The 22635-nt window shown below is 60.0% G+C and carries 9 protein-coding genes; 2 read left to right on the forward strand and 7 right to left on the reverse strand.

What is annotated here, in order from left to right; all coding sequences use genetic code 11:
• Positions 1–21 precede the first annotated feature (21 nt).
• From CA51_RS08830 to CA51_RS08860, 7 genes are all read right to left on the reverse strand, one after another.
• Positions 22–912, reverse strand: coding sequence for a transglutaminase family protein (locus tag CA51_RS08830; protein ID WP_145119734.1), 891 nt, complete (start codon positions 910–912; stop codon positions 22–24).
• Positions 909–3488, reverse strand: a complete 2580-nt coding sequence (locus CA51_RS08835) for a circularly permuted type 2 ATP-grasp protein (RefSeq protein ID WP_145119736.1) — start codon at positions 3486–3488, stop codon at positions 909–911. The genes CA51_RS08830 and CA51_RS08835 overlap by 4 nt, the downstream gene beginning before the upstream one ends.
• Before the next feature lie 169 nt (positions 3489–3657).
• A complete protein-coding gene (locus CA51_RS08840) occupies positions 3658–4491 on the reverse strand; it encodes a polyphosphate kinase 2 family protein (RefSeq protein WP_145119738.1) in 834 nt (277 codons plus the stop codon).
• Positions 4492–4505: 14 nt separating this feature from the next.
• Positions 4506–5750, reverse strand: coding sequence for a competence/damage-inducible protein A (locus CA51_RS08845; RefSeq protein ID WP_145119740.1), 1245 nt, complete (start codon positions 5748–5750; stop codon positions 4506–4508).
• Positions 5751–5838: 88 nt separating this feature from the next.
• A complete protein-coding gene (locus tag CA51_RS08850) occupies positions 5839–7302 on the reverse strand; it encodes a GntP family permease (protein WP_145119742.1) in 1464 nt (487 codons plus the stop codon).
• A gap of 119 nt (positions 7303–7421) precedes the next feature.
• On the reverse strand, positions 7422–15167 hold the full coding sequence (locus CA51_RS08855; RefSeq protein ID WP_145119744.1) for a hypothetical protein: 7746 nt from the start codon (positions 15165–15167) through the stop codon (positions 7422–7424).
• The gene (locus CA51_RS08860; RefSeq protein WP_145119746.1) at positions 15164–18802 is read right to left on the reverse strand and encodes a hypothetical protein; all 3639 of its coding nucleotides are present in this window, start codon (positions 18800–18802) and stop codon (positions 15164–15166) included. Before CA51_RS08860 ends, CA51_RS08855 begins: the two co-directional genes overlap by 4 nt.
• A gap of 314 nt (positions 18803–19116) precedes the next feature.
• Between CA51_RS08860 and CA51_RS08865 the strand changes: the two genes are divergently transcribed.
• A complete protein-coding gene (locus tag CA51_RS08865) occupies positions 19117–19689 on the forward strand; it encodes a DUF4256 domain-containing protein (RefSeq protein ID WP_145119748.1) in 573 nt (190 codons plus the stop codon).
• Between the two features lie 194 nt (positions 19690–19883).
• A complete protein-coding gene (locus tag CA51_RS08870; RefSeq protein WP_231746080.1) occupies positions 19884–22553 on the forward strand; it encodes a DUF5060 domain-containing protein in 2670 nt (889 codons plus the stop codon).
• The last annotated feature ends 82 nt before the right edge of the window (positions 22554–22635 follow it).

The raw sequence follows: 22635 nt of genomic DNA on the forward strand, positions 1-22635 counted from the left end.
TGACACGTCCGGCGTCAACTTTCAAGCGTCGGGCGAAATCGTCGCCACGTCGACGCTGACATCCATCCGGTTCTTGCCACCGCCGATGAAGACGCCTTGGATCGGGCAGAGATCGCTGTAGTCCTGCCCCCAGCCGATTGTGATGTGATCGGTGGCAGGGATCATGTTATTCGTCGGATCGAAATCGACCCAACCGATCTCGTCGCCACAATACAGCGACAACCAAGCGTGCGATTGGTCGTTGCCGATCAACCGCTCTTTGCCCGGCGGAGGCAGCGTTCGCAGGTATCCGCTGACGTAGCGAGAGGCCAGACCGATCGATCGCAAGCAGGCGATTTGCAGGTGGGCAAAGTCTTGGCAGACGCCCGCTCGTTGCTTGAAGACGACGTCGACAGGCGTGCTGACCGTGGTCGCTCGCGGATCGTACTTAAAGTCTTCGAAGATCCGCCGCGTTAAATCGAGCCCCGCTTCAACGATCGGCCGTCCCTTGGTGAAACTGGCCAACGTATATTCAGTGTACGCCGGATCGCGTGGCACGATCCGCGAGGCAAACGAAAACTGATACGCCGATAGGCTCAATTCGTCGCGACGTTTGGCGATGCCCTGCGCGACATCCTCCCACGGCGGCGACGCGGTAAAGGCGGGCGGCCGCGTGATCGGACGGACCTCGACATTGCTGGTCGCGGTCACAGTCAAGCTGCGATGCGGTTCTTGGATCGAAAAGTAATCGACGCGATTGCCGAAATAATCTTTCTGGCACGTCGACGCAAACGCATCCGGCTTGATCAACAAATGGAAGTTGGTCACCGTTTGCTGTGGCAGCGAACGCGCGGCGAGATGGATCTTGTTGTGACAAACTCCAACCGGCTGGCTGTAGTTGTATTTTGTGGTGTGGGTGATCCGGTACTTCATGGCTTGCTCATCCGCACTTGGTCGATCGATGTCAGTAGTCGCGATGGGCCGGCGTGTACCATGTATTTGTTGGTAATCGCTTGGGACAGTTGCGGCAGGTGCAGTTCCAGTTTTCCGAACACTTCGACCAGCTCCCGTCGGCGGTCCTCGGAGTGATTTTCGCCGATCGCTTCGATATCTAACATCCGTACCGCGTATAACGCCGACAGCAGCATCCGCTGCTCGCTGCTGGTCGGTTGCGATTCGGTCCGCGGCAGCCGATCGACATGATCTTTAATCCGCAGCAATTGGTAGACGACGCTGCGTGGGTTGGTCTCATCGGTTAACAACAAATCGAGTACCGGTACCTCGTTCAAGTTCGATAGGTAGCGGTAACGGTAGGTCATCAGGCTGTCGCAAACCTGCAGCAACGCTTCGAGCATCTCGCCGGTGATCTCTTGTCCGACCGAGAAACAGTTGTTCAACAGCGACGTCGTTTGCGTGGCCCGTTCGATCCGCAAGCCGAGGTCCATGAAGTGGAACGCTTGGGTGCGCGTCATGCTCTCGGACATCATGCCGATAAAGGCGACGAGATCGACGATCAATTCGTTCGACATGTTCAAGAGATCGGTGAGATCCCACGTCCCCGTCGCGGGTGCCCGGAACTGTTCGTCGACTCGAACCAGAACACGCCAGCTGTCAGCTGACAGACGATCGCGGACCCGCGATGCGGTTCTGTAGGTCGCGGCCAGCATCGATCGCAGCGAACCCGATGCGGTGGCGTCAAAGGTCGAAATTGGCAGGTTTTCTTCGATCGCAGGCAACTGTTGGCGAATTCCTTCGACGACAAACCCCGGTTCGATCTGACCTTGATCGGCCATCGTCCGCAGCAGCATCGGCAGTTCCGAACGCAGATGGCTCGCCGATTCGCTGGTCAATCGCATCGTCACCGCACGCAGCAACCGGGCTGCCGAATCGGCCCGTTCCACTTGGCGTCCGAGCCAATAAATGTCATCGGCCACGCGACTGGGCAGGTCATCACCACTGCGCCGCAGCTTGACCGGTTCGTGCCGGCCTTGGAACAGACTGTCGTGCTGCGGTGGCTCTTTGCCTTGGATCCAAATGTCTTTGCTCCCCTCGCCGGAGACCAAAGACATCTCCAACGAACCGAGCTCGGTCGACGTTCGCGCTAGCCCGCCATGCATGACTTCAAACGAATCGCCCGACGCGATCATATACGCTCGCATCGCGAGATAAGCCGCCGAGACGTTGCCGCCGCCCCAGTTGGGCATCGTCGATCGAACGACCCGCTCCTGACCGACAAATTCGGACGGCCGCGCCTTGATCCGTTCGGCCAATTGATCGTTGGGCAATTGCTTCAGGTGTTCGGTCACCTGACGTTCGTGGCCCCGTTGGCGGAAGGCGCGTTTGATCACCAAGCGATCGAGATTGGCGAGCACATATTCGCGGCCGACCGCATCGCCGCACCACCATGTCGCCACGCTGGATAACTTAAGATCCTCGCCTAACAATGTCTTGCACAGAGCCCCGATGTAGGCCATGAAAATCGGCGACTCGACCAAACCGCAGCCCAGCGGATTCGTGATCGCAACGTTTCCAGCCGCTGCCGCGTCGACGAGTCCCGCGATCGCACCGGGAGAACTGGACGGCAGTTCCAGCGAGTCGCAGTCGACGGTATTGGGTCGCCGCAAAATCACGTCGACCGGATACAAACCGCCCAGCGTTTTCATCCAGACACAGCGATCGCGGACTGCCAGATCGGCCCCTTCGACAAGCGTGTAACCGAGGTAGCGGGAAAGGTAAGCGTCTTCGAAATAGTTTTCGCTCGACGGCCCTTGGCTCAGCAGCACGATCCGCGGATTGTCTTTATGCCGCGTCGCGATCCGGCGGCAGGTCTCCCGCAGGGCGCGAAAGTAGGGAGCGAGTCGCTGGACGTTGCAGGCTCGAAATCCCTCGGGCAACATCCGCGATTCGACGACGCGGTTTTCCAACGCGTATCCGGCTCCCGAAGGTGCTTCGGTGCGATCGGCAAGCAACCACCAACCGCCGTCGGGAGCGCGGCCAAGGTCGGCGGCGTAGCTGTGCAGATACCGCCCCATGCTCGGCTTCAAATTGTGCAGCGTGGTGTGAAAACCAGGATGGGCAAAGATGATCTCCGGCGGCAGCACGCCATCGCGAATCAACTTCTTCGGCCCATACAGATCGGCCAGCGTCAGCTCGAGAACCTTAGCGCGTTGTTGCAGTCCATCGGAGAGATTGCCCCATTCTTTTTGGGGGATTATCAGCGGCAGCGCGTCCAGCTCCCACGGCCGCGGTTTGTCCAACGGATCGCCGTACGCTCCGTAGGTGACACCGTTTTCGTGGATCAACCGCTTAGCCTGCGTCCAACGACGCAGCATCTCCTCATTTCCCACGCGATTGATTGCCGCAGCGAATCGCTTCCAGTGGGAACGCATCTGTTGTGGGGCGGCAAACAATTCATCGTAACTGCCAACCGGAGGCGAATAACCTGCGAAGACGCTGATCACGGCGGCCGTTTGCGGATCGGGTAACGAACCTTGCTGCTGCGTTTGCATGTTCTTCCAGGTTGCCAAGATGCGAAGGTTCGCGTAAGTCTGCGATCAAACGACTAGGCTACCAAAACCAGCGGTCATACAACAGCGGGACCGCCCCGTCGCACCGCAGTTGAAGCCTTGGCAGGCTGCGTTGGATCGGGAGAATCCGTGCCAATACGCACGATTGTCGTTAATCCTCCCCTTCGGCCATCCCGTACAGCCGGCGTATCTCCGCCAAATCCTCGGTCACCGGCGGCAATTGCGGATCCATCTCTTCCAGCGTTTTGCGAACGATCTGCGAAACGACTGCATTGCGATACCACTTTCGATCCGCCGGAATCACAAACCACGGCGCGTGCTTGGGGCTACATTTCTCGAACGCGGTTTGGTAAGCCTCGCGGTAATCGTCCCACCGGTCCCGTTCGTGGTAATCGGCGGCGTTCAATTTCCAGTGCTTCTCGGGCAGATCCAACCGCTCCTTGAACCGCTCCAACTGTTCTTCCGGACTGATGTGCAGATAGAACTTCAAAATCCGAGTCCCCGCCGAAGCCAGCAGCGACTCAAACGAATTGATCAGATCGTAGCGCTCCTTCCAAACGCTCTTGGGAACCAAGTCGTGGACGCGGACGATCAACACGTCTTCATAATGAGAACGATTGAAGATCGAAACCTGCCCGCGGGCGGGGACGCAAGGATGGACACGCCACAGAAAATCGTGAGCCAGTTCCAGTTCGGTCGGCTTCTTAAACGAATGGACGCGGCAGCCTTGCGGGTTCATCTTCCCCAACACGCGGCGAATCAAACCGTCCTTGCCCGCCGCGTCAGGCGCTTGCAGAACGATCAGCAGCGATTGCTTCCCTTCGACAAACATCCGGTATTGCAGCTGACGGATCGCTTCGACATTATCCGCCGTCAATTGCTCCGCTTCCTCGCGATCCTTGAACGGTTTGTCCTCGCGCGGCTCGATATCTTTCAGTTGCACCTTGCCATCGGGCTTGACGCGATATTCGTGATACAGATCCATCGTTCGCCTCGCGGTTAGTTTGCAAGAAGTACTTGACGCAGAAAGTTCAGTCCCGCCTTGCCGATCCGTGGCGGCAAGACGTCGGGATGTCCGCCCATATGGAATGTGATCGAGCGCGGTGTTGCCAGTTTTCGACCGGTCACAACCAGCCGAATGTCGGAGCTAGGATTGGTCTTTCCCTCTCCGGGGACGATCGTCGGATAGCCATCGATCGCCAACGCCCAATCGGCATCAAATCGTTCCATCACCTCCGCCGTCCATTGTTCGGGCGAACCGTTCTGCGGCACGCCGAGTACACTTCGCCAGCGGTTCGATGCCCGTTGATCGCTCAATGACAAACCGCCGCGATACAGATCGGGGCGTTCGCATGCGCTCAACCAAGTGTCGGCCAGCGAATTAAAACCGTGTTCGACACAACAAAGTGTTTCACCACGCCGGTCCAGCAATTCGATAATGGCATCCTGCAGTTCGAAATCGTCCCCTTCGCCGAAGATGAACTCGCCAACGCGCTGCCGCAAGCTTTCGGTGACGCGATCGATCTGCGATTGGCAATCGGCTTCGTCGCTCCCCTCGGCAAAAATCCGCAGCGAGATCGTCGCCCGATTGACGGTGATCCCAACTTGCGGCGTCTGCTTGCGATCCAACAGATCGGCGATCCGCGACTCCATGTCGCTCTCGCCGACACCAAAACATTTGACCACATGTTGCCGCACGACGCGTCGCACGCCAAGCAATTCACGCATCCGGACCGCCACGCCAGCGTTCCACATCTGACGCATCTCCGCCGGCACGCCGGGCAGACAGAAGACGTGGCAATCGGAGCGACCGGGCCGTTCGACCGTCAGATCGATTCCCGGCGCGGTGCCGTGCGGGTTGTGGATCAGGCGGCTCCCCTGAGGGAACTCCGCCTGCAAACGGTTCCGATCGGGCATCTCGCGCCCGACAAAAAACGATTGGATGTGATCGAGTGCCTCCTGGCGGATCTCGATCGGGCGATCGGTCGCCGCCGCGATCGCTTTGCGCGTCAGATCGTCTTGAGTCGGCCCCAGGCCACCGGTCATCACGATGTAGTCGGACCGGCCGATCGCGATCCGAAAGACATCGACGCAGGCATCGAAGTCGTCGCCGACGCTGCTGTGATAAAGAGTCCGTACGCCCAAGTCGCCGAACTGAGACGCCAGCCACTGGGAATTGGTATCCAACCGGCTGCCGCTGGTGATCTCGTCGCCGATCGCAATCACTTCTGCACAAATGGTCATTCGTCGGGGTGTCCGTAAGTCGCCGCGCTAGGGCGATCGTGCCAATGAAAAGGGAACGCCGACACGTCGCCGAGCCGTTCGCGGAGGATCAATGATTCATCGGCAACAACCACGCTCCCAACACCGTGAAGATCAACGCGGAGATCCCCATCGCGATGCTCATCGGAGCCAGCGTCCGCAAGCCTTCGCTTTCGGTCATCCCACTCATCTTGCAGATCACCCAGAACCCGCTGTCGGCCATCCACATGATCGGCTTGGATCCCGCCCCGATCGCCGTTGCCAGATAAACTGGATGGTACGGCAAGATCTCGGGATTGGCAAAGCCCTGCAGCACGCCGGCGGCGGTGATCATCGCAACCGTTGCCGAACCCTGCAGCGTGCGGATCGATGCGGTCACTAAAAATGCGAGCGGCAGCAGCATCAATCCCGGCAGGCTGCCAGTCATCTCCGCGACCGCTTCGGCGATCCCCGCGTAACGCAGCATCGTCCCAAACGCTCCGCCGGCACTGGTGATCAAAATGATCACGCCGCCGCTGGCCAACGCCTTGCCGATCAATTGGTTTCGGTCGCTTGCGACGGGAGCCCATCGCAACAGCCCCATCGCCATCGCCGCTGCGATTCCCAACGCCACGTTTTTGTCGCTGGCAAGTTTGACAATCCGTCCAAGCGAATCGGTCCAGGCTGGCGCGGCGCCGGAATCGAAGCTACCGATCCACATGTTCCACGCCGTTCCGCCAGCGATCAGCAGCACCGGCAAAGCGATCGGCAACAGAGCCAACCAGAACGGCGGTCCCTCGACTTCATCGATCGACGGTGGTCCGCCGGCCGATTTTTCGTCCGCCGGTGTCTCGTCATCGCGCAGCGGAACGTCGACGAAGCGGTTGATCACGGCGGCCGCCGACAGCGAAAGGACGCTCGAACAACAGCAGATCGCCAGTCCGCCGACCATCATGTCGAAGATCTCGATGTGCAATTCGGCCGCCACGGCTAGCGGTCCTGGAGTCGGCGGCACCAGTGAATGCGCTAACGATCCACCGGCGAGGATCGCCAAAATGTAAAGCACGTAATCTTTGCCGACCTGCCGCCGCAGCGACTTGGCCAACGGGACCATCAGGTAAAAGACGGTGTCGAAAAAAACGGGGATCCCCAGCAGAAACGAACTGCCCGCCAACGCGTAGGAGGCGCGGGCTTCTCCCACGATCGCCAGCATCCGCCGGATGATTACCGCCGCGGCGCCGCTGTGCATCAGACAGCTGCCGACCACGCTGGCCAGCGCAATCAGAATCCCGATCTTTCCGGCGTAATCGCCGAACGATTGAGCCAACCGCTGGGCGCCGCTGCTGCTGACAAACGAAGCGGCTTCCTGTTGAGTCCAGGCACCTTTGGACTTCTCCATCTGAAGGCCGGCGTAATCGACCAACGCGGCGTCGGGAGTCAACACGGCGACCAAAAATCCGGCCATCGCCAACGCCAAAAAGGCATGCAGCCGCAGCCACAAGATCGAAATCAAGACGACCGCAACCGCGATCGCAACAATCCACCAAATACTCACAGTCGCCACGACTCGTTGAAGGGAATTCGGAATCAAACAGCGAGCAGTATATACGCGACGTCGTTGCCGAAAACACCATCGATCGGGCGTGAAGGGTGGAAAGTTGCGAATTGCAGGTTTCAAGCCGCTTGCGGACGGCGTGCGTGACGGCGGCGAACCAGCGTCGTCGCGATCAGAAATCCGCCGAACAGAACTCCCATCGCGGCTAAACGAACGCCGCGGCGGAGCGACGACGACGGGATCGCTTGGGCAGTGATCTCGATCTCGCCGCGGGGAGCCGAAAAGAAATACTCCTGGCCGCCCCGCTCCAGCGGCAATTCGGTCTCCAGACTCGCCAAGTAGACGTTGCTCGCGATCGCTCCTGTCGCCGGTGGCAGATTTATCTGATCGCCAAGCTGCATCCCGCGTTCAAAACCTTCGCCCGCTTCGGACAATCGCTCGGTTCGCGATTCATCTGCCATGCCCATTCCCATCTCCATGCCAGGAGTGGCGGGCCGGCGACCGAAGTCTTGGTTCGCAGACGTGGAAGGCTGCGCCGCGGCAGCAGGAGCATTGGGCCCGGCGGCAAACGGATCGGTCGCGTCGCCGAACGGGCCGGGCTGACCGCGAAACGGTTCTCTGTCAGGCGACTCTCTTAACGCCCTGTCCGCTGGCATCGCCTCATATTCATATCCGCCGCCTCCCATTGCGCCGCCGTTGGGCGAGATCGATCGCTGTGGCGAAGCGGTCGATGGCGATGGGCTTTGTTCCCGCTGCAGTTGCTGCGAATAGCGACTGACGTCGTCGCGCATCCCGCCGCGAACTTGCGCAGCCGGACGAGGCGTCGTCGGTTGAGCGTCGTCGAATCGTAGCGCGGGTAGTGCCGATTTGTCGGCACTACGATTTGCTTCACCCTTGCGTTGCGATCGCGGATCGGTCTGGAGACGTGGCGTTTGCTTCGCTCCCTTCGATTTGGAGTCCTTCCCTGCGATCGGTTCTTGAGGCATCGCCAATCCGTTTTGCGCAAACCAATCGCGGTTGAACGTCTGCAATTGACGCTCCTTCGTTTCGTTGCCAGCCGCGCCCGCCCGGGAAGCTGAAAAGTTGCCAAACTCTCCCAACTCATCGACCACTCGACGGCTGCGCGAATTGGAACCGCGGTCGAAATAGGACTGCAGTTGATCGCTGTTGCCGACGCTCAACATTTGATCGGCTTTGCGGCGGTTCTCGACCACCTGTTCGGCAGCTTGTTGTTGCGTGATGGTGTTCAGATCCAGTTCCTTCTGAACCGCTTCGCTCTGCTGGTAGAACTCGGCGTAGTCGTTTTGATGGGCTTCGACGATCCGGCCCAACTTCTTTAAGTTCGTTTCGGCGCGAACTTTGGAGTATTCGTTTTTGCTGCTCAGCGCACTGGAGAGCATCCGGAACTGCTGGGTCAAATGTTTCAAATCCAACGCCCGGTAATCCCCTTCGTTATCGACGCGTTGCATCGTGCCGTCGAATCCATACCAACGATGCGACTTCGGCAGCAGCAACCGCACCTGGCTGATCTCGACGTGGATGTTGGTCGTATGGACTAGCGGAAACTCGACCCGCGAACGCAGCCCGTTCAGATCGATCGCTCCGCCGTACTTCAGCACGACGCCGTAATCGGTATCTCCTTCGGCAGTTTTCACCAACGGAATCCGCACGCTTTGCTGACTCGATCCCCCGGGAACCAGCGTCGGTTTCACCGGTTCGCCCGCGACGCTGGCGGTCCACAGTCGAGCATCCCGCGGCAGTTCGATTTCCAAAAACTGTTCGGTGTCGTTGTTGATCCGGTATTCAACCGCAGCGCGATAGGTGCCGGCGTCGTCGACGACCAACACCGTTTCCGCTTTGCCAATGCTCGCTCCGGCGGTACGAACTTCGGCCCGTTGATTTGTGCGAAATCCAAGCTGCGGCGCCGGAGCCGCTTCGTTGACGACAAAGGCATCGCCAAGCGAAGCTCCCAAAACCTCGGCCAACACGCGTCGCTGGCTGTGCAATCGTCCCAGCGGCTCCAATCCGATCGGTTCGTCGATCACCACTTCGTCGCGGCCGTCGTTTTCCAAAGTTACAAAGCGACCGATCGTTTGGCCGGTTTCCAAAATCGGAATCGGGATCGTTTGCGGCGCGTCGTCCAACAGCCGCGTCTGGCGGACCAGAGCGCGAACCTGCCCCATCAAATCGTCCTGCAACTGGATCGTCACGCGGACGTACTCGGGACGCTCGGGGACCGCAGCGATCGTCTTGCGTCGCAGCGACGCTTGCTGGATCGTGGCGTCGGCCAGCCGTGCCGGCAGCAGGAACGAATACTCCCGGATTCCAGCTCGCGAAACATCCAACGCGATCACGATCAATTCTTCGATCGCACGCTGGGTCACGCGAACGTTGGTGAATGTCCGCCCCTTCACGATCGCCTGCTGTGGCGTCACGCGAATCGTTCCCGAATATTCGGGCTGACGATACGCGATCGCCAGCGTCGTCGCCCGTCGTTGATCCGCTTGCAACCACTCATTCACATTGCCTCGCAGCGTCGCGTTGCAGTTTTGCAAATCCGCAGCCACCGCCGAATAGGCAGGGTCGATTTGGATCGCAATTTCTCCCTGCTGTCGCTGCACGTCCAGAACCTGGATCGCGGGTAGAGCCACATCCTGCTGGGGATCGTCACGCGATGAACCACCGCGGATGACGACGGCAAAATCTCCTTCCAGTCCTTCCGCCAAGAAGATCGACATCCGGCGGTGCTGTGGATCGCCATCGATCGCTGACGTCGACCATTGGTAATCGCAAGGAGCCGAAACATCATCGATCACAAAATCTGCGGGCAATCGCAGACGCAGTTGATGCGTCGGACTATCGTGAACCTGCATCCCGATGCGACATTCCACATCCGCCTTCCGCTCGGTAATCCGCAGAATCGTTTGCAGCGTCGCCGCGCAGCGAGCCTCGATCGGCGCGGCGGTCAACGACAACGTAAACGGTGTCGCATTGAAGCGGTACGCTTGGAAGGGACGAATCCCCAACGGGCTTTCATCGTAATGCGCGACCTTCAACAGCGCGGCGATCTGTTTGGCATCGATGTCGGTCCGCGCCAACCCAACGGTTTCTTCAGCGACGACGTCCAACAAGGGACTTCGACGAATCTGGACGATCCCGGTATGCAGCATCGCACCGACGACACCGACCGCGGGCGTCTGCAGCGTTCTTGCTTGGTCGCCCGTTGCAGTGGGCTGAGCTAACACGATGGCAACCGCTTCTTCGCCGACAGCCTCCTTTAACAGTGTCACGTCGACGCGTTGCCGGTCCTCCTGTTGGGCGACCGACCAATCGCGAACGTTCGCTCCGTGAACCCCTTGGATTTGGAAGCCGCTTGGAACTTCCAGCGACAGTTCGCTGCGGCGGCTGCGCGGGAAGGAGAGTTTCAGTTGCCAAACAACGCGCAGCCCATCCTCCTGCACATCCATCACGGCGGCGGAACGAGCGGTCAAACTCTCGTCGACTTCTCCCAACGCGACTTGAGGCCGCCACTGGATCGCGATCCGTCCGTCGGACTTCAGCGCCGCGACGATCGATTCGTCGGCAGCCTTGGTCTCATATTGTTCCCGATCGTTGACGCCGGTCAAACGAACCTCGGTCCCCGCCGCGGGGACGACGACTTCCATCTGCGCCGCCGCGGCAACGGGGATTCGCCCCGCGGCAACACGCCAGCCTCCCGTTCGCTGCAGGTTCAAGCGAACCGCAAATTCAAAAGTGTGTCGTCCCTTGCCTTCGATTTCGAGCGTCATCAGAGAACGGTCCGGGACTGCTCGCCCGGCCGCTGGGACCGCCTGCTGTGGCACCTGTTTAGCGTTAGTCTCTGCCGTTGGTTTTGCAGCGACCAACCGCATCCGCGCCGGCTTGCCGTCCAATTGAGCTTGCTCAAAAACGACCCCTTCGATCGGCAATGGAACCGTCACCGATCGATCGCTGAACAGATCGATCAGCATATCCCCGCGCAGCATCAGGAAACCGTCGCCATCGAGCCGCGTTTGGTACTTCGCTCCGGCAAGAGCATATTCGGCAGCGACCTGCGGCTTGTCGATCGCTTTGTCGGGGAACGCCTGATTCCACAATTGCACATACGTCTTGTAAGGAACCAACACTTTTTCGGCTTGCCGAAAACCATCCGCTCCCGCGTCGGCCTGGTAGGGAACGATCACCGCTCCCTCGGGTAAAGTGATCGGACGCTCATCGGCTAGCATCGACGCCAGCTTTTCCAAATCAATCGCGTTGGGCAAATCCAATTTAGGATCGGCTTGAGCTGATGCGGTGGAACTGTTGCTCAACAGAAGCCCAATCGCCAACAGGCAGGCCGCGACGACGGGGCCCTTCACGACGCAGCGGCCCCAGCGGAAACAGGCGATGCCGAGGTAGAAGAGTCCCAGCAGGAAAGCGGTTTGGCAGGCCATCGTCGCCGGACGCGAGAGTTCCCGTTCCAACCCAGTCGCCACGGGGATCAGGTTCGCAAAAAAGAGGACTCCCAACACATAGCAGAAGTGGACAAACCAACTGCGTCCGGTCAACAACAATCCGCCCAACCCGACCAGGATCATCGTCGCCAGCCCCAACAGATACAAGCGATGCGAATCGACGATCGTCGCATCGACCTGCGGCGCCGCTCCGAGACTGGTCAATGTCACCCGCTGCCCCGTCGTCGGCCGATCGACTTCGATTTCCAAACTCCCCACACCCTCCAACGCCCACGCGATCTGCGGTCGCTTCGCTGCTGCCGGAGTTCGCATCGCTTGTTGCATCGGAGCACCGGCGGCGGCAGGTGCGTTGTCAAACAGATCCGCTGCCGCGTCGGAATCGATCTCCATGGCTGCCTTCATTTCAACGCCTGGGTCGACTTCGATCTCATCCATGGCCAACGCGACCTCTCCCGGCGCAGCTGTCGCATCCGCGAGATGCGAAAACCCGCGACTCGCCACCGCCCGCGAAGCCGGAAGAATCGACAGGGCGTTGCGAAGTGGGAGCGGCTGGTTGGCCGCTGTCCCGCTGCGCACCGTCCCCGCTTCGTCGGCGATGACATAGCCGGCTGGCAGTTCGAGATGCCACTTCAAGTCGGCGACGGGAACCTCTCCTGCTCGGCCCCCCGAATCGTCGCGTAGATACAACCGCGGCGCATCGCTTTGAAAGCGACCGTACGCGCCGGTCGGATGAATCGGCGTCGCATAAACGACCTGCAAATCGCGGATCGCCCGCGCGTCGCCCTCGGGCAGACCGATCAACAGGCTAGTTCCCTGCTTCTGCGGCTTCGCCGATTTCCCGTCGACACGGACCGACCACAGCGTGGCTCCCGTCGGAAGAACCGCCTCCAAATACGAGGCCTTCGTTCGCAGATGGTATCGCGCCGCTGTTTGGCTGCTGCCGTGCGTTCCGACTAGCGTCACCAGCTCTGCCCGCTGAACGATCACCGGTGGCAAGCCATAACCATCGCGACGGAAGACATCGACGGCGATCTTGCCCGGATCGCCCAAGAAACCAAACGCTCCCAGCAAGCGGCGTCCAACCAGGTAATCCGCTCCCGCCAATTTGCCGACATCGACAGGCCGTGCTTCGCCTGGATCGATCTGCACGTCCAGTTCGCCATGCCCTTCGACCGCCACTAGCGCCGTCTGGAATCGCACGCCGTCGGCGCGTGGAATCGGCAAGACCAATCCCTTCGGCTGATCGTCGGCCAAGCGATCTTGAAAGTCGATGATCAATCGACAGACGCCAACCGTTGGGGCGGCCAAGCGCGCCGTCCACAATCGACCGTTCTCCGACAGTTCGCTCGAAAACTCTTTCACCACCGCCCCGTGGCTGCCTCGGATGTTCAACGTCTCGGGAGCCTCCGCCGGCAGGAAAAACGAAAGCGATCGAGCGCCCGCCTGCGTCACGTCGTAGACGATCTCGCTGTGCGTGAAGATCCCGTCGGGCTGGACTTTGAAAAACGTAAAGCTCTCCGCCGTGATGCTCGGTTGCAGACGATCGACCGCCAATTTTGCCGACCACTGCGGTTGATCAAACTCAAAAGCGAGATCGCTCTGCACATCGTTCAGCCCAAAGGCTCCCTTCTGCTTGTCGTCCAGCGGAACCAGTTGCTCCAAGGCATCGGGTTGGACCGTCATGTCGTCGATCGCTCGAACCGCGATCGCACCAATCGACGACGCGACATCGATCAATTGGAATCGAGGGAATTCGACCGACGTCGACTGCCACGGGTCGAGCCACTTGTCGGGCGTGCGGACCGCGCGGAACCGGATCTCCGAACGCTCGCCCGATGCGATCCCGTGCTCCAGTTGCACGCGAACGACTTGTCCGGTCGCGTCCTGTTCCGATTCGAGCGGTTCGAATTCCAGCGGCTGCTGCGCCGCGTCGGTGACTTCAGTGACATGCCATTGCGGCGGCACGCGGAAGCGAACTTGAAACAGCTTTTCCTGCGTCGGTGAGACGGAAAACTGGCCGCGAATCGCATGGCGTTGCTGGCTGAGCGTTAGCAACAGATTGGTGCTCGCCTTCACCGTCGCCGGCGGCCGCCGAAACGCGGCGGTTAATCCGTATTCACGCTGCGCCGCGTAAAACGCGGCGACGGGGCGGATCAGCGGCGCCCCCGGTTCGGCTTCGAAGACACTGGGCGGAATCGCCGCGGTGATCACAGCGGTATCGATTGGGATCAGTCCTTCGGGCTGCAGACTCTGCAGATCCAAACGTCCATCCAACAGGACGCCCACCACCGACGCGACGCCGGCGACATCGATCGGGACCAATTGCGGTGCGGTCCATTGCGTTCCGTCGGGATCGATCGGATCGCCTGTCGATTTCTCCGCGGTGATGCTGAAGACCTCGGTTCCACGAGCGGATTGTCGCAGCGAGACGATCAAAACCGCCTCGCCTTCGTGTTCGCCGATTTCAAATTTACTCATCAACGGCGAATCGACATGTGTCACGTCGAACCCTGCGGGCATCGCAAATCGAAACTCCGTCGCCCCACCATGCAATACTTCCATCGACACCGTCGCGTGCAAACGCTGGTAGCTTTCGGTCACCTCCGCAACCAAGACGCTTCGCGCCACGACAACGCTCTGCTGACGCATCTGCCGATTTCCGATCCCCATCGCCAGCTGGTTGATCCCCGGCGAGATCAACAACTGCAGCCGCGATCGATCGGCATCCGCATCGTAGCTTTGACTGACGACCTGCGTCGAATCAGCCATCTGGATATTGCCTGGGCCCGACAAATAGAAGGAGGTCGCCGGCGGCGTCGGCAGCTGTAGCGTGAATGTTTGCTGAGTTGTGGTGTTGTTGAGTGCGGCGACCAAGCGGAGCTTCAGCGTATGCCGCCCGATCCCTTCGACAAACAGCGACGGATCGCCCGACTCTCCCGTGCCGATCGCAGCCGGTCGACCATCTAAGTTCGCATCCAGTACACCGATCCGTGCCAGCGAGAGCGGAACGACTTGCAGCCCCGCCCGCAAGACATCGATCTCGATCGCTGCGTCGATCATCACGCGACCGGTCTCGACAGTCGCTTCGTAAGTCGCCGACAAGACAGTCGCCGCGGTGGGCGTCTGCGCCAGCGGCGTCTGTTTCGCTTGGGCGATTAGATCATCGTACTGTTGCCGCGTCAGGAAGACGTGGTTGGTGTTGCTCTCCAACAGCACGTTCAGATCTTCAAAAGGGACAAAGATCTCCCGAATCGGCGTCTCCGAATCGACGTCCGTTTTGGGCGGTTCGGCGGCAACGGTCGCTCCCATCCCCAACATCAGGATCGGAGCTAGGACAACAAGCCGGGCGATTCGGCGGCAAAAGACCGGGTTGATCGATAAGTAAAGATTCATTGGGCACCTCCCGCGCGGCGTTGGCTCCAACCAAACAAGCCTCCTTGTCCAAACAGCCCGCTCGCTTTTGTCGATTCGGTCGCCGACATCGCAATCGTCGGTTGGGGCGTTCCGGTCGGCGGCGTTCCCGAGGAATCCGGCGACTGCGGCGGACGCGGTGCTTGTTTATCGGGGGGCGGCGATTGCCCACCGACCGGACCGCGGAACCAACGCATCAATCCCATCAGAATCCAAACGGCCAACACGAGAAACAGCGCCAGGAATAGGACGCTGTCGAACAACTGCAGCGACAGCGAGGGGAGAAATACGCTGCTGAAGACCAAGCCGAACAGCACGATGCCGACGGCAAACAACCGCACCGTCATCGATTGCGTGACCAGGATCACTCCCGGCACCGCGATCAACAGGAAGATCGCCGCATCGAGCATATCTTTGGAGATCGATGTCACACGCAACGCACTCGCTTCCCCTTGCGGCGGCCCGGCGGTGCTGAACGTGTACAGCAGACCTTGGGTTTGGAAGTCGCTGGTCGGTGAACTGGCCATCGCAATCCCATCGGTCACCCAGGCGACAAGTTCGTTGTCGTTTGGATTGTTGTAGCGGTAACCGGCCAGCTGGCGACGCCACCGTTCTTCCAGATCGTTGTCCCACGGACCGCCCGTCCCCACAACGGCTTGATCCTTCGGCAGATAGACGCACAGATAAACCTTCTGAACTGCCGGATCGTTGGGGAATTCGGGCAGGGGCAGGTGGCGTTGATCGCTGGCGATTGCATAGCGCAGCTCCAACACAAACGCCTGATCGGGCGATTGATCGGCCAGCGGGATGTAATATTCCCCGGCGTCCCCCCGTTCCAACGGAACTGGGCGGCCATCAATTCGCAGTGGGTTTTGGTTGAAGCCTTTGCCCGGATCAAACTCCGCCGGCAGCTTGACCTCCAACCGCTGACGGGCACTTCGCATCCGATACAACGCTTGCACCGACGTCTGACGATCGGCACCGACCACCATCCGCAGCACCGCCCGTTCGATGCTTGTGTGTTTGACGTCTTCCAGCTCATACCGCGTCGCCGTGATCGTCAGCTTCCAGTCGTCGTGGAATTCGAACGCCCGCGCCGCCCCGGGAACGCGGATCGAATCGATCAGATCGGTCTGCGGATCGATCGGTCGCAGCCCAACCAATTCCCCTTTGGGCCGCACGTCCAACGTCTCCGCTTTTCCGATTACGATCTGTCCCCACGCGCGATCGATTCCCGCCGGACGCAGCCACGGCAGCGCAACGTCTTTGCTCTGACCAACGCCCAGTCCCGCAAGCTTCTGTTCCCAGTTCAGTCGAATCTCGCGACGCCCCAACAGCTCCGTTTCACCGCTGAATTGCCACGCTTGGTAACCCTCAGGCACATCGTCCGGCTGAGGTTGGATGACCACATCCTGCACGCCTCCGGTCGTGTTGCGAATCTGGCTCGCAATCGCTGTGGGAACGTCGATCCGCAGCGACTTCACGCCGCTATAAAGGATGTCGAACAGGAACCGGGCCTTGTATTGGACGGCTCCCGCGGTGACGTCGGTTTCCAACAGTTGACGGACCATGATCTGCGGCTTGCGTCGCTGAGTTGCCAGTTCCAGTGCAACGTCTTGCTGTGCGTAGGCGTACGCGAGGATCGGCCGCGCCGCAGGAAAGCGGCTCGCATGACTGACCGGCATCCCCACGCTGGCATCCCGCAGCGCGATCGGTTGCAGCCCCGTCGCCGTCGGATTGGTTCGCAAGCTTTCGGGTGCGTAGACGATCCATTTGCCGGTGACCATTTCGACGCTGTCGCGAGCGACGCGCGGCAGCGGAATTTGCAGGTCGGATGCTTCGCCGGTGGGGGCTCGCAGATTGGGATCGTCCATTCGCCGCTGCATCTCGATCGTCAGGCAGACGTCGCCGATCGCTTTGGCCGATAGGTTCACGATCAAGCGACCTTCTCGATCGCTGCTGAAGTGGTGCGTGTCGTATTGAGCGGCGGTTGCATCGCCAGCGGCCAGCCCGCGGACCGATCGGATTTCGTAGTCGGTCGGGACGTCGAACGCCAATTGAAACAGACCCGAGCGGCGGATGTTGTATCGCGCGGTCAACGCCAACGTGATCTGTTCGGGCTCGATAAAGGATTCCACCCACTGCGTCGCTTGGATCTGCGGTTGAACCTTCTGCAGTTGCAGTGTCAACGTCGTCGGCAGCGAGGAGAATCGATAGGCGAAATCCCAGCGGCCTTGCTTTAGTTCGGCTGGCAATTCGGCGGCGTCGATCTGCAGCAATCCCGTTCGCGTCGTCACCTCGCCTCGCAGCGATTCCGCCAACCGGACGACGACTTGGCCGTGTTGGCGGCCGACGCCCAGAGCTCGCACCAGCGGCGCCTGCAGCTGTGATTGCTCGGCATCTTGGTTACTAAACCGCTCGAGTTCGACCAACACCGTTTGGCTCCCTTTGGCCGGCTGGAACAACTGGACCGAAATCTGTTGCACCTCGCCGTCCGCTTCGACTTGCCAGCCGCGAACGTTGGCATCCAACACGCCAGTCACTTTGTAGCTTTTGGGAACCTCGATTTGCAGCTCCGCCAGTTCGGCGCGGCTGATCGAATATTGCAACCAAGTGCTCGCCCGCACGATCCCTTCTTCGATCGTTAGCTGCTGCCGCGATTGAGCTGTCGCCAAGGCAGCCATCCCGCTGGCTCCTTCGCTGCGCGGCGTCCAGTCGATGCGGACCGTGGGGGCAGCGCCGACAAAAGCCAGCACCACCGTCTCGTCGTCCGTTGGCTGATTTTCTGCGTCATCGTCGTCGGTGTTCGCAGCGTCGTCATCGGAGACCGCATCGCTCGGCCGGCGCGTCTCTTCGGTGGCGGCGATCATCGGATGGATGTTCACTTTGACACCGGCCTGCGGGACGCGGATCCGCCACTGGTTCACCGGTGCTTGCGGGGCGAGGAATTCGACCGAATTGCGACCTGGCGATTTGGTAAATGCTTTGGCGTAGGTGATCTCTGCCGTGACGCGGTCGGCCGATTTCCCCGACTTTTCGATCAGCAGCTTGTAGCCGCCGTCGCTGGGCATGATTCGCGCCGGATCGTCGCCGACTTTCGCCGCTAGGATCGCCGCGTCTCCCAATCGCAGCGGGATCTCGTGCCAGCCTTTGCCGAGCAGTTCGATCTGCATCGTCGCCGTGACTCGCACGACATCCTTTTCGACTTCCGCTTCGCTGTTGATCTCACTTATCAGCGCGTCGACCGGCGGCTTGGGATCGTCGGGCTGGCGATGCGTCGCCGCGCGGGCTCGCCGCCACAGCGATTGGAATTGCTCGTAGGGAATGAAGACGCCACGTCCCTCTTTTTCAAAGATCCCACGAATCTTTGAATACGGAATGTAGATCGTCTGCTCACGCAGCGGTGCTTCCGCTTCCGATTCGGCTCCGTCGCCAACATCCGCCGAATCGGCGGCGTCATCTGATTCGGCAGCTTCCGTTTCCGCTGATGCTTCGTCCTGTTCGGCTTGCGGCTGCGAGGTTTCGCTCGGCTCCTGAGGACTCGCCCAGATCGGGCTCGGAGCGGAACAGAAAACGGCCGCTAAGCAGAGCAGCGGAAGCATCGGAGCTCGCAACATCGTTGGATCGCCTTGCGCAGAGATGAGAGATTTGCCTGAGCGCCCGCGAGAACCGGGGCAATATACGAGCATAGACGATCGCGCGAAGCGATCAGTTCTCAGAAAATATAAAAAGGTTGTAAAGCTTTGGGCGGTGCGAAGGACGCCGGTACTTTTGAGTGTTTTTTCGTCGGCTGGTACCTTCTATTGAAACGCTGCTTCGCCCTGAATGGAGACTTACGCGAGTTGGCATTCGGCATGCGACTGCGCTAGGATATTCAACTTCGGAAACCATCCACGATCGTTGACGACTCAAAAGGGTGAAGCATCAGGCGATGAAAAAGAAGCGTGCAAGCAGTCGTGCATCCGTCGAACCGACAGGTGATTTACTGACGATTCTGGCGTCGCGTTTTGCGGCGAACAAAGGCCGGCATAAAGGCATTCGCTGGGCCGACGTAAGCGCCAAGCTCGACGCGAGTCCTGAAAAGTTGGCGGTTCTCGAGCGGATGGAACAGACCGGCGGGGAGCCCGATGTTGTGGGACGCGACAAGAAGTCGGGCGAGTTCATCTTTTACGACTGCAGTCTGGAGAGTCCCAGCGGCCGGCGGAGTGTTTGTTACGACAGAGAGGCGTTGGAGTCGCGGAAGTCGCACCCGCCGCAAAACAACGCGCTCGATCTGGCCGCCGCGATCGGGATCGAGCTGTTGAACGAAGACCAATACCGCGAACTACAAACCCTTGGCGACTTCGACACCAAGACCTCCAGCTGGATCGAAACGCCTGCGGAGATCCGAGCCCTCGGCGGCGCACTATTTGGCGACTTCCGCTACGGCCAAGTCTTCATCTATCACAACGGTGCCCCATCCTATTATGCAGCCCGCGGCTTCCGCGGCTCGGTGCGAGTCTGACGCAAGTCGTGTCTGACGCAAGTCGTGGTGACACGAAATGCCAGAGGGAACCCGCTCCCAAGAATGTCCCCTCCGGAGGATGTGCCCAATTGAAACGCGGATTTGGCCTGCGGAGCGTGCTGATTTGTTGGCATCGACGGTTGCTTCTCGATAGATTGGATCGATCCCCCTAACAATCCTATCGAGTACTGACAATGAAAAGATCCTTCTCGTTGGTTTCCCCGATGCTTATGGCGTCGCTGTTTTTGATCGCCACCGCGGTTGGTGAGACTTCGTTCGCCAAGTCGCCTATCGTCGACGATTCGGTCGTTTTTGCCGAAGCCGATGGGATCTTGGCTGTCGAAGCGGAGCACTTCTTCCAGCAGACCTCCGATGATGTCCGCGGCTTTTATCTCACGCATTCAGACCAGACGCCGTCGGCCGGCCCCGATGGCGATCCGCCTCATGTTGCCGGTGCCAGCGGCGGAGCGTATCTCGAAATCCTGCCCGACACGCGTCGCGACCACGGCGACAAACTGATCAAGGGAGAGAACTTCTCGCCCCAAGCGGGCGCGATGGCGGTGCTGCATTACAAAGTTCAGATCGCCAATCCGGGCAGGTATTACGTTTGGGTACGCGCTCATTCCACGGGGACCGAAGACAACGGATTGCATGTCGGGATCGATGGTCAGTGGCCCGAGAGCGGGCAGCGGTTGCAGTGGTGCGATGGGAAGAAGTCATGGCGTTGGGAGAGCAAGCAGCGGACCGACGCCCAGCACTGCGGCGAACCTCACAAGATCTTCCTCGATATCGATAAGCCGGGGGAGCATGTGATCCAGTTTTCGATGCGCGAAGATGGATTCGAATTCGACAAGTGGTTGATCACTCGCGATCGAGAGTTCACGCGTCCCGCGGGTGTTGGCCCGGCGTCGGTGGTCCATGCGGGAACGCTGCCCAAACCGTTCCCCTTCGTCGCCGCTGCGGCATCGCCAGCGGTTGCCAAGAGAACAAGTCCCACCAAACCGTCGAGCACCGCGCCGCTACAGATGCCTCGCGGCGCTGACGGCGATGGCAGCGTTAAGGTCAGCGGAGAACCGAAGCAATGGCACAAGCTGACGCTCGATTTGAGCGGCCCCTACGCTCACGAAAAAGACAACACGCCGAACCCGTTTACCGATTACCGGATGTCGGTCGAGTTCACGCATGCCGACGGGGACAGCTACACCGTGCCGGGCTATTTTGCTGCCGATGGGAACGCAGCGAATTCGTCGGCTGAAGATGGCACCGTTTGGCGAGCTCACTTTGCTGCCGACCGAACCGGGAAGTGGAACTATGTCGTTTCATTCGACCAAGGCGAACTGGCTGCATTGGACAAAGGAGCCAAAGCGAAGCCGCTGGCTCCGTTCGATGGTGCGTCGGGAAGTTTCGAGATCGGCGCCAGCGACAAACAGGGACGCGACCTGCGAGCTCAGGGACGCCTGCAATACGTCGGCAAGCACTACTTGCAGTTTGCCGGATCCAAAAAGTACTTCTTGAAAGCGGGAGCCGACGCGCCCGAAACGCTGTTGGCTTACGCCGACTTCGACAACACGATCGCCGGCAAAGCCAAACGGGCACCGCTGAAGACTTGGTCGCCGCATCTCGACGACTGGCGTCCGGGCGATCCGACTTGGGGTGACCAGAAGGGACGCGGGCTGATCGGCGCGATCAACTATCTGTCGGGCAAAGGCTGCAACGCGTTTTCGTTCCTGACCTACAACGCTGGCGGCGATGGCGACAACGTCTGGCCGTTCATTCAACGCGAGGACAAACTGCATTACGATTGCAGCAAATTGGATCAGTGGGGAATCGTCTTCGACCACGGCACTGCTCGCGGCATGTATTTGCACTTCAAGTTGCAGGAGACCGAAAACGACGACCACCGGACGGGCAAGAACAAGGGGGCTTTCGTTCCCGAAAGCTTGGATGACGGCAACTTGGGCGTCCAGCGAAAACTGTATTGTCGCGAGATGGTCGCCCGGTTCGGGCACAATCTGGCGTTGAACTGGAACATCGGCGAGGAGAACACGCAGAGCACCGCTCAGCAGGTGGCGATGATCGACTACCTAGCCGATCTCGATCCATACGATCACAACATCGTGCTGCACACCTATCCCGGCCAGCACGACAAAATCTACGGAGCGTTGCTGGGAGAGCGGTCGAAGCTGACGGGGTTGTCGCTGCAGAACAGCAGCTTGAAAGCGACTCACGCTGACACGCTCAAGTGGGTTCGCAAATCGGCGGCGGCGGGCAAGCCGTGGGTCGTTGCGTTTGACGAATCGGGGACTGCCGCTCACGCCCAGGCTCCCGATCTCGGGTACCGCGGTTTCGACGGTCACGACCGCACCGGCAAGATGGCTCACACGCAGCACGAGGTCCGCAAACAAACGCTGTGGGGAACGTTAATGGCTGGCGGTGCCGGGAACGAATATTATTTCGGGTACCAGTTCGATGAAAACGATATCGTGTGCGAAGACTGGCGCAGCCGAGACCAAAGCTGGGACTACTGCCGGATCGCTATCGAGTTCTTCCACGACCATGCGATTCCGTTTTGGGAGATGCAAAACGTGGACGCTCTGGTCGGCAACAACGACAACGGAGTCGCCAAGTTCTGTTTTGCCAAACCGGGCGATACCTATCTCGTCTACCTGGCCAACGGCGGGACCTCCGATTTGGATCTGTCGGGCGTCGAAGGCAACTTTCAAGTGATGTGGTTCAACCCACGCGCTGGCGGTGACTTGCAAGCCGGAACGATCAAGTCGGTCCAAGGCGGATCGAACGTCGCCCTGGGGACTGCTCCCCAGGACGCCAACGAAGATTGGTTGGTCGTGCTGCGAAAGGATTAATCGACCGCGAGGACGATCGGCAAACCGAACCGCGTTGGCGCAATGCCAACGCGGTGGGGGCATGCGATCATCCGCGGCATGC

The organism is Rosistilla oblonga, assembly GCF_007751715.1.
In the GTDB taxonomy this organism is placed as follows: Bacteria; Planctomycetota; Planctomycetia; order Pirellulales; family Pirellulaceae; genus Rosistilla; species Rosistilla oblonga.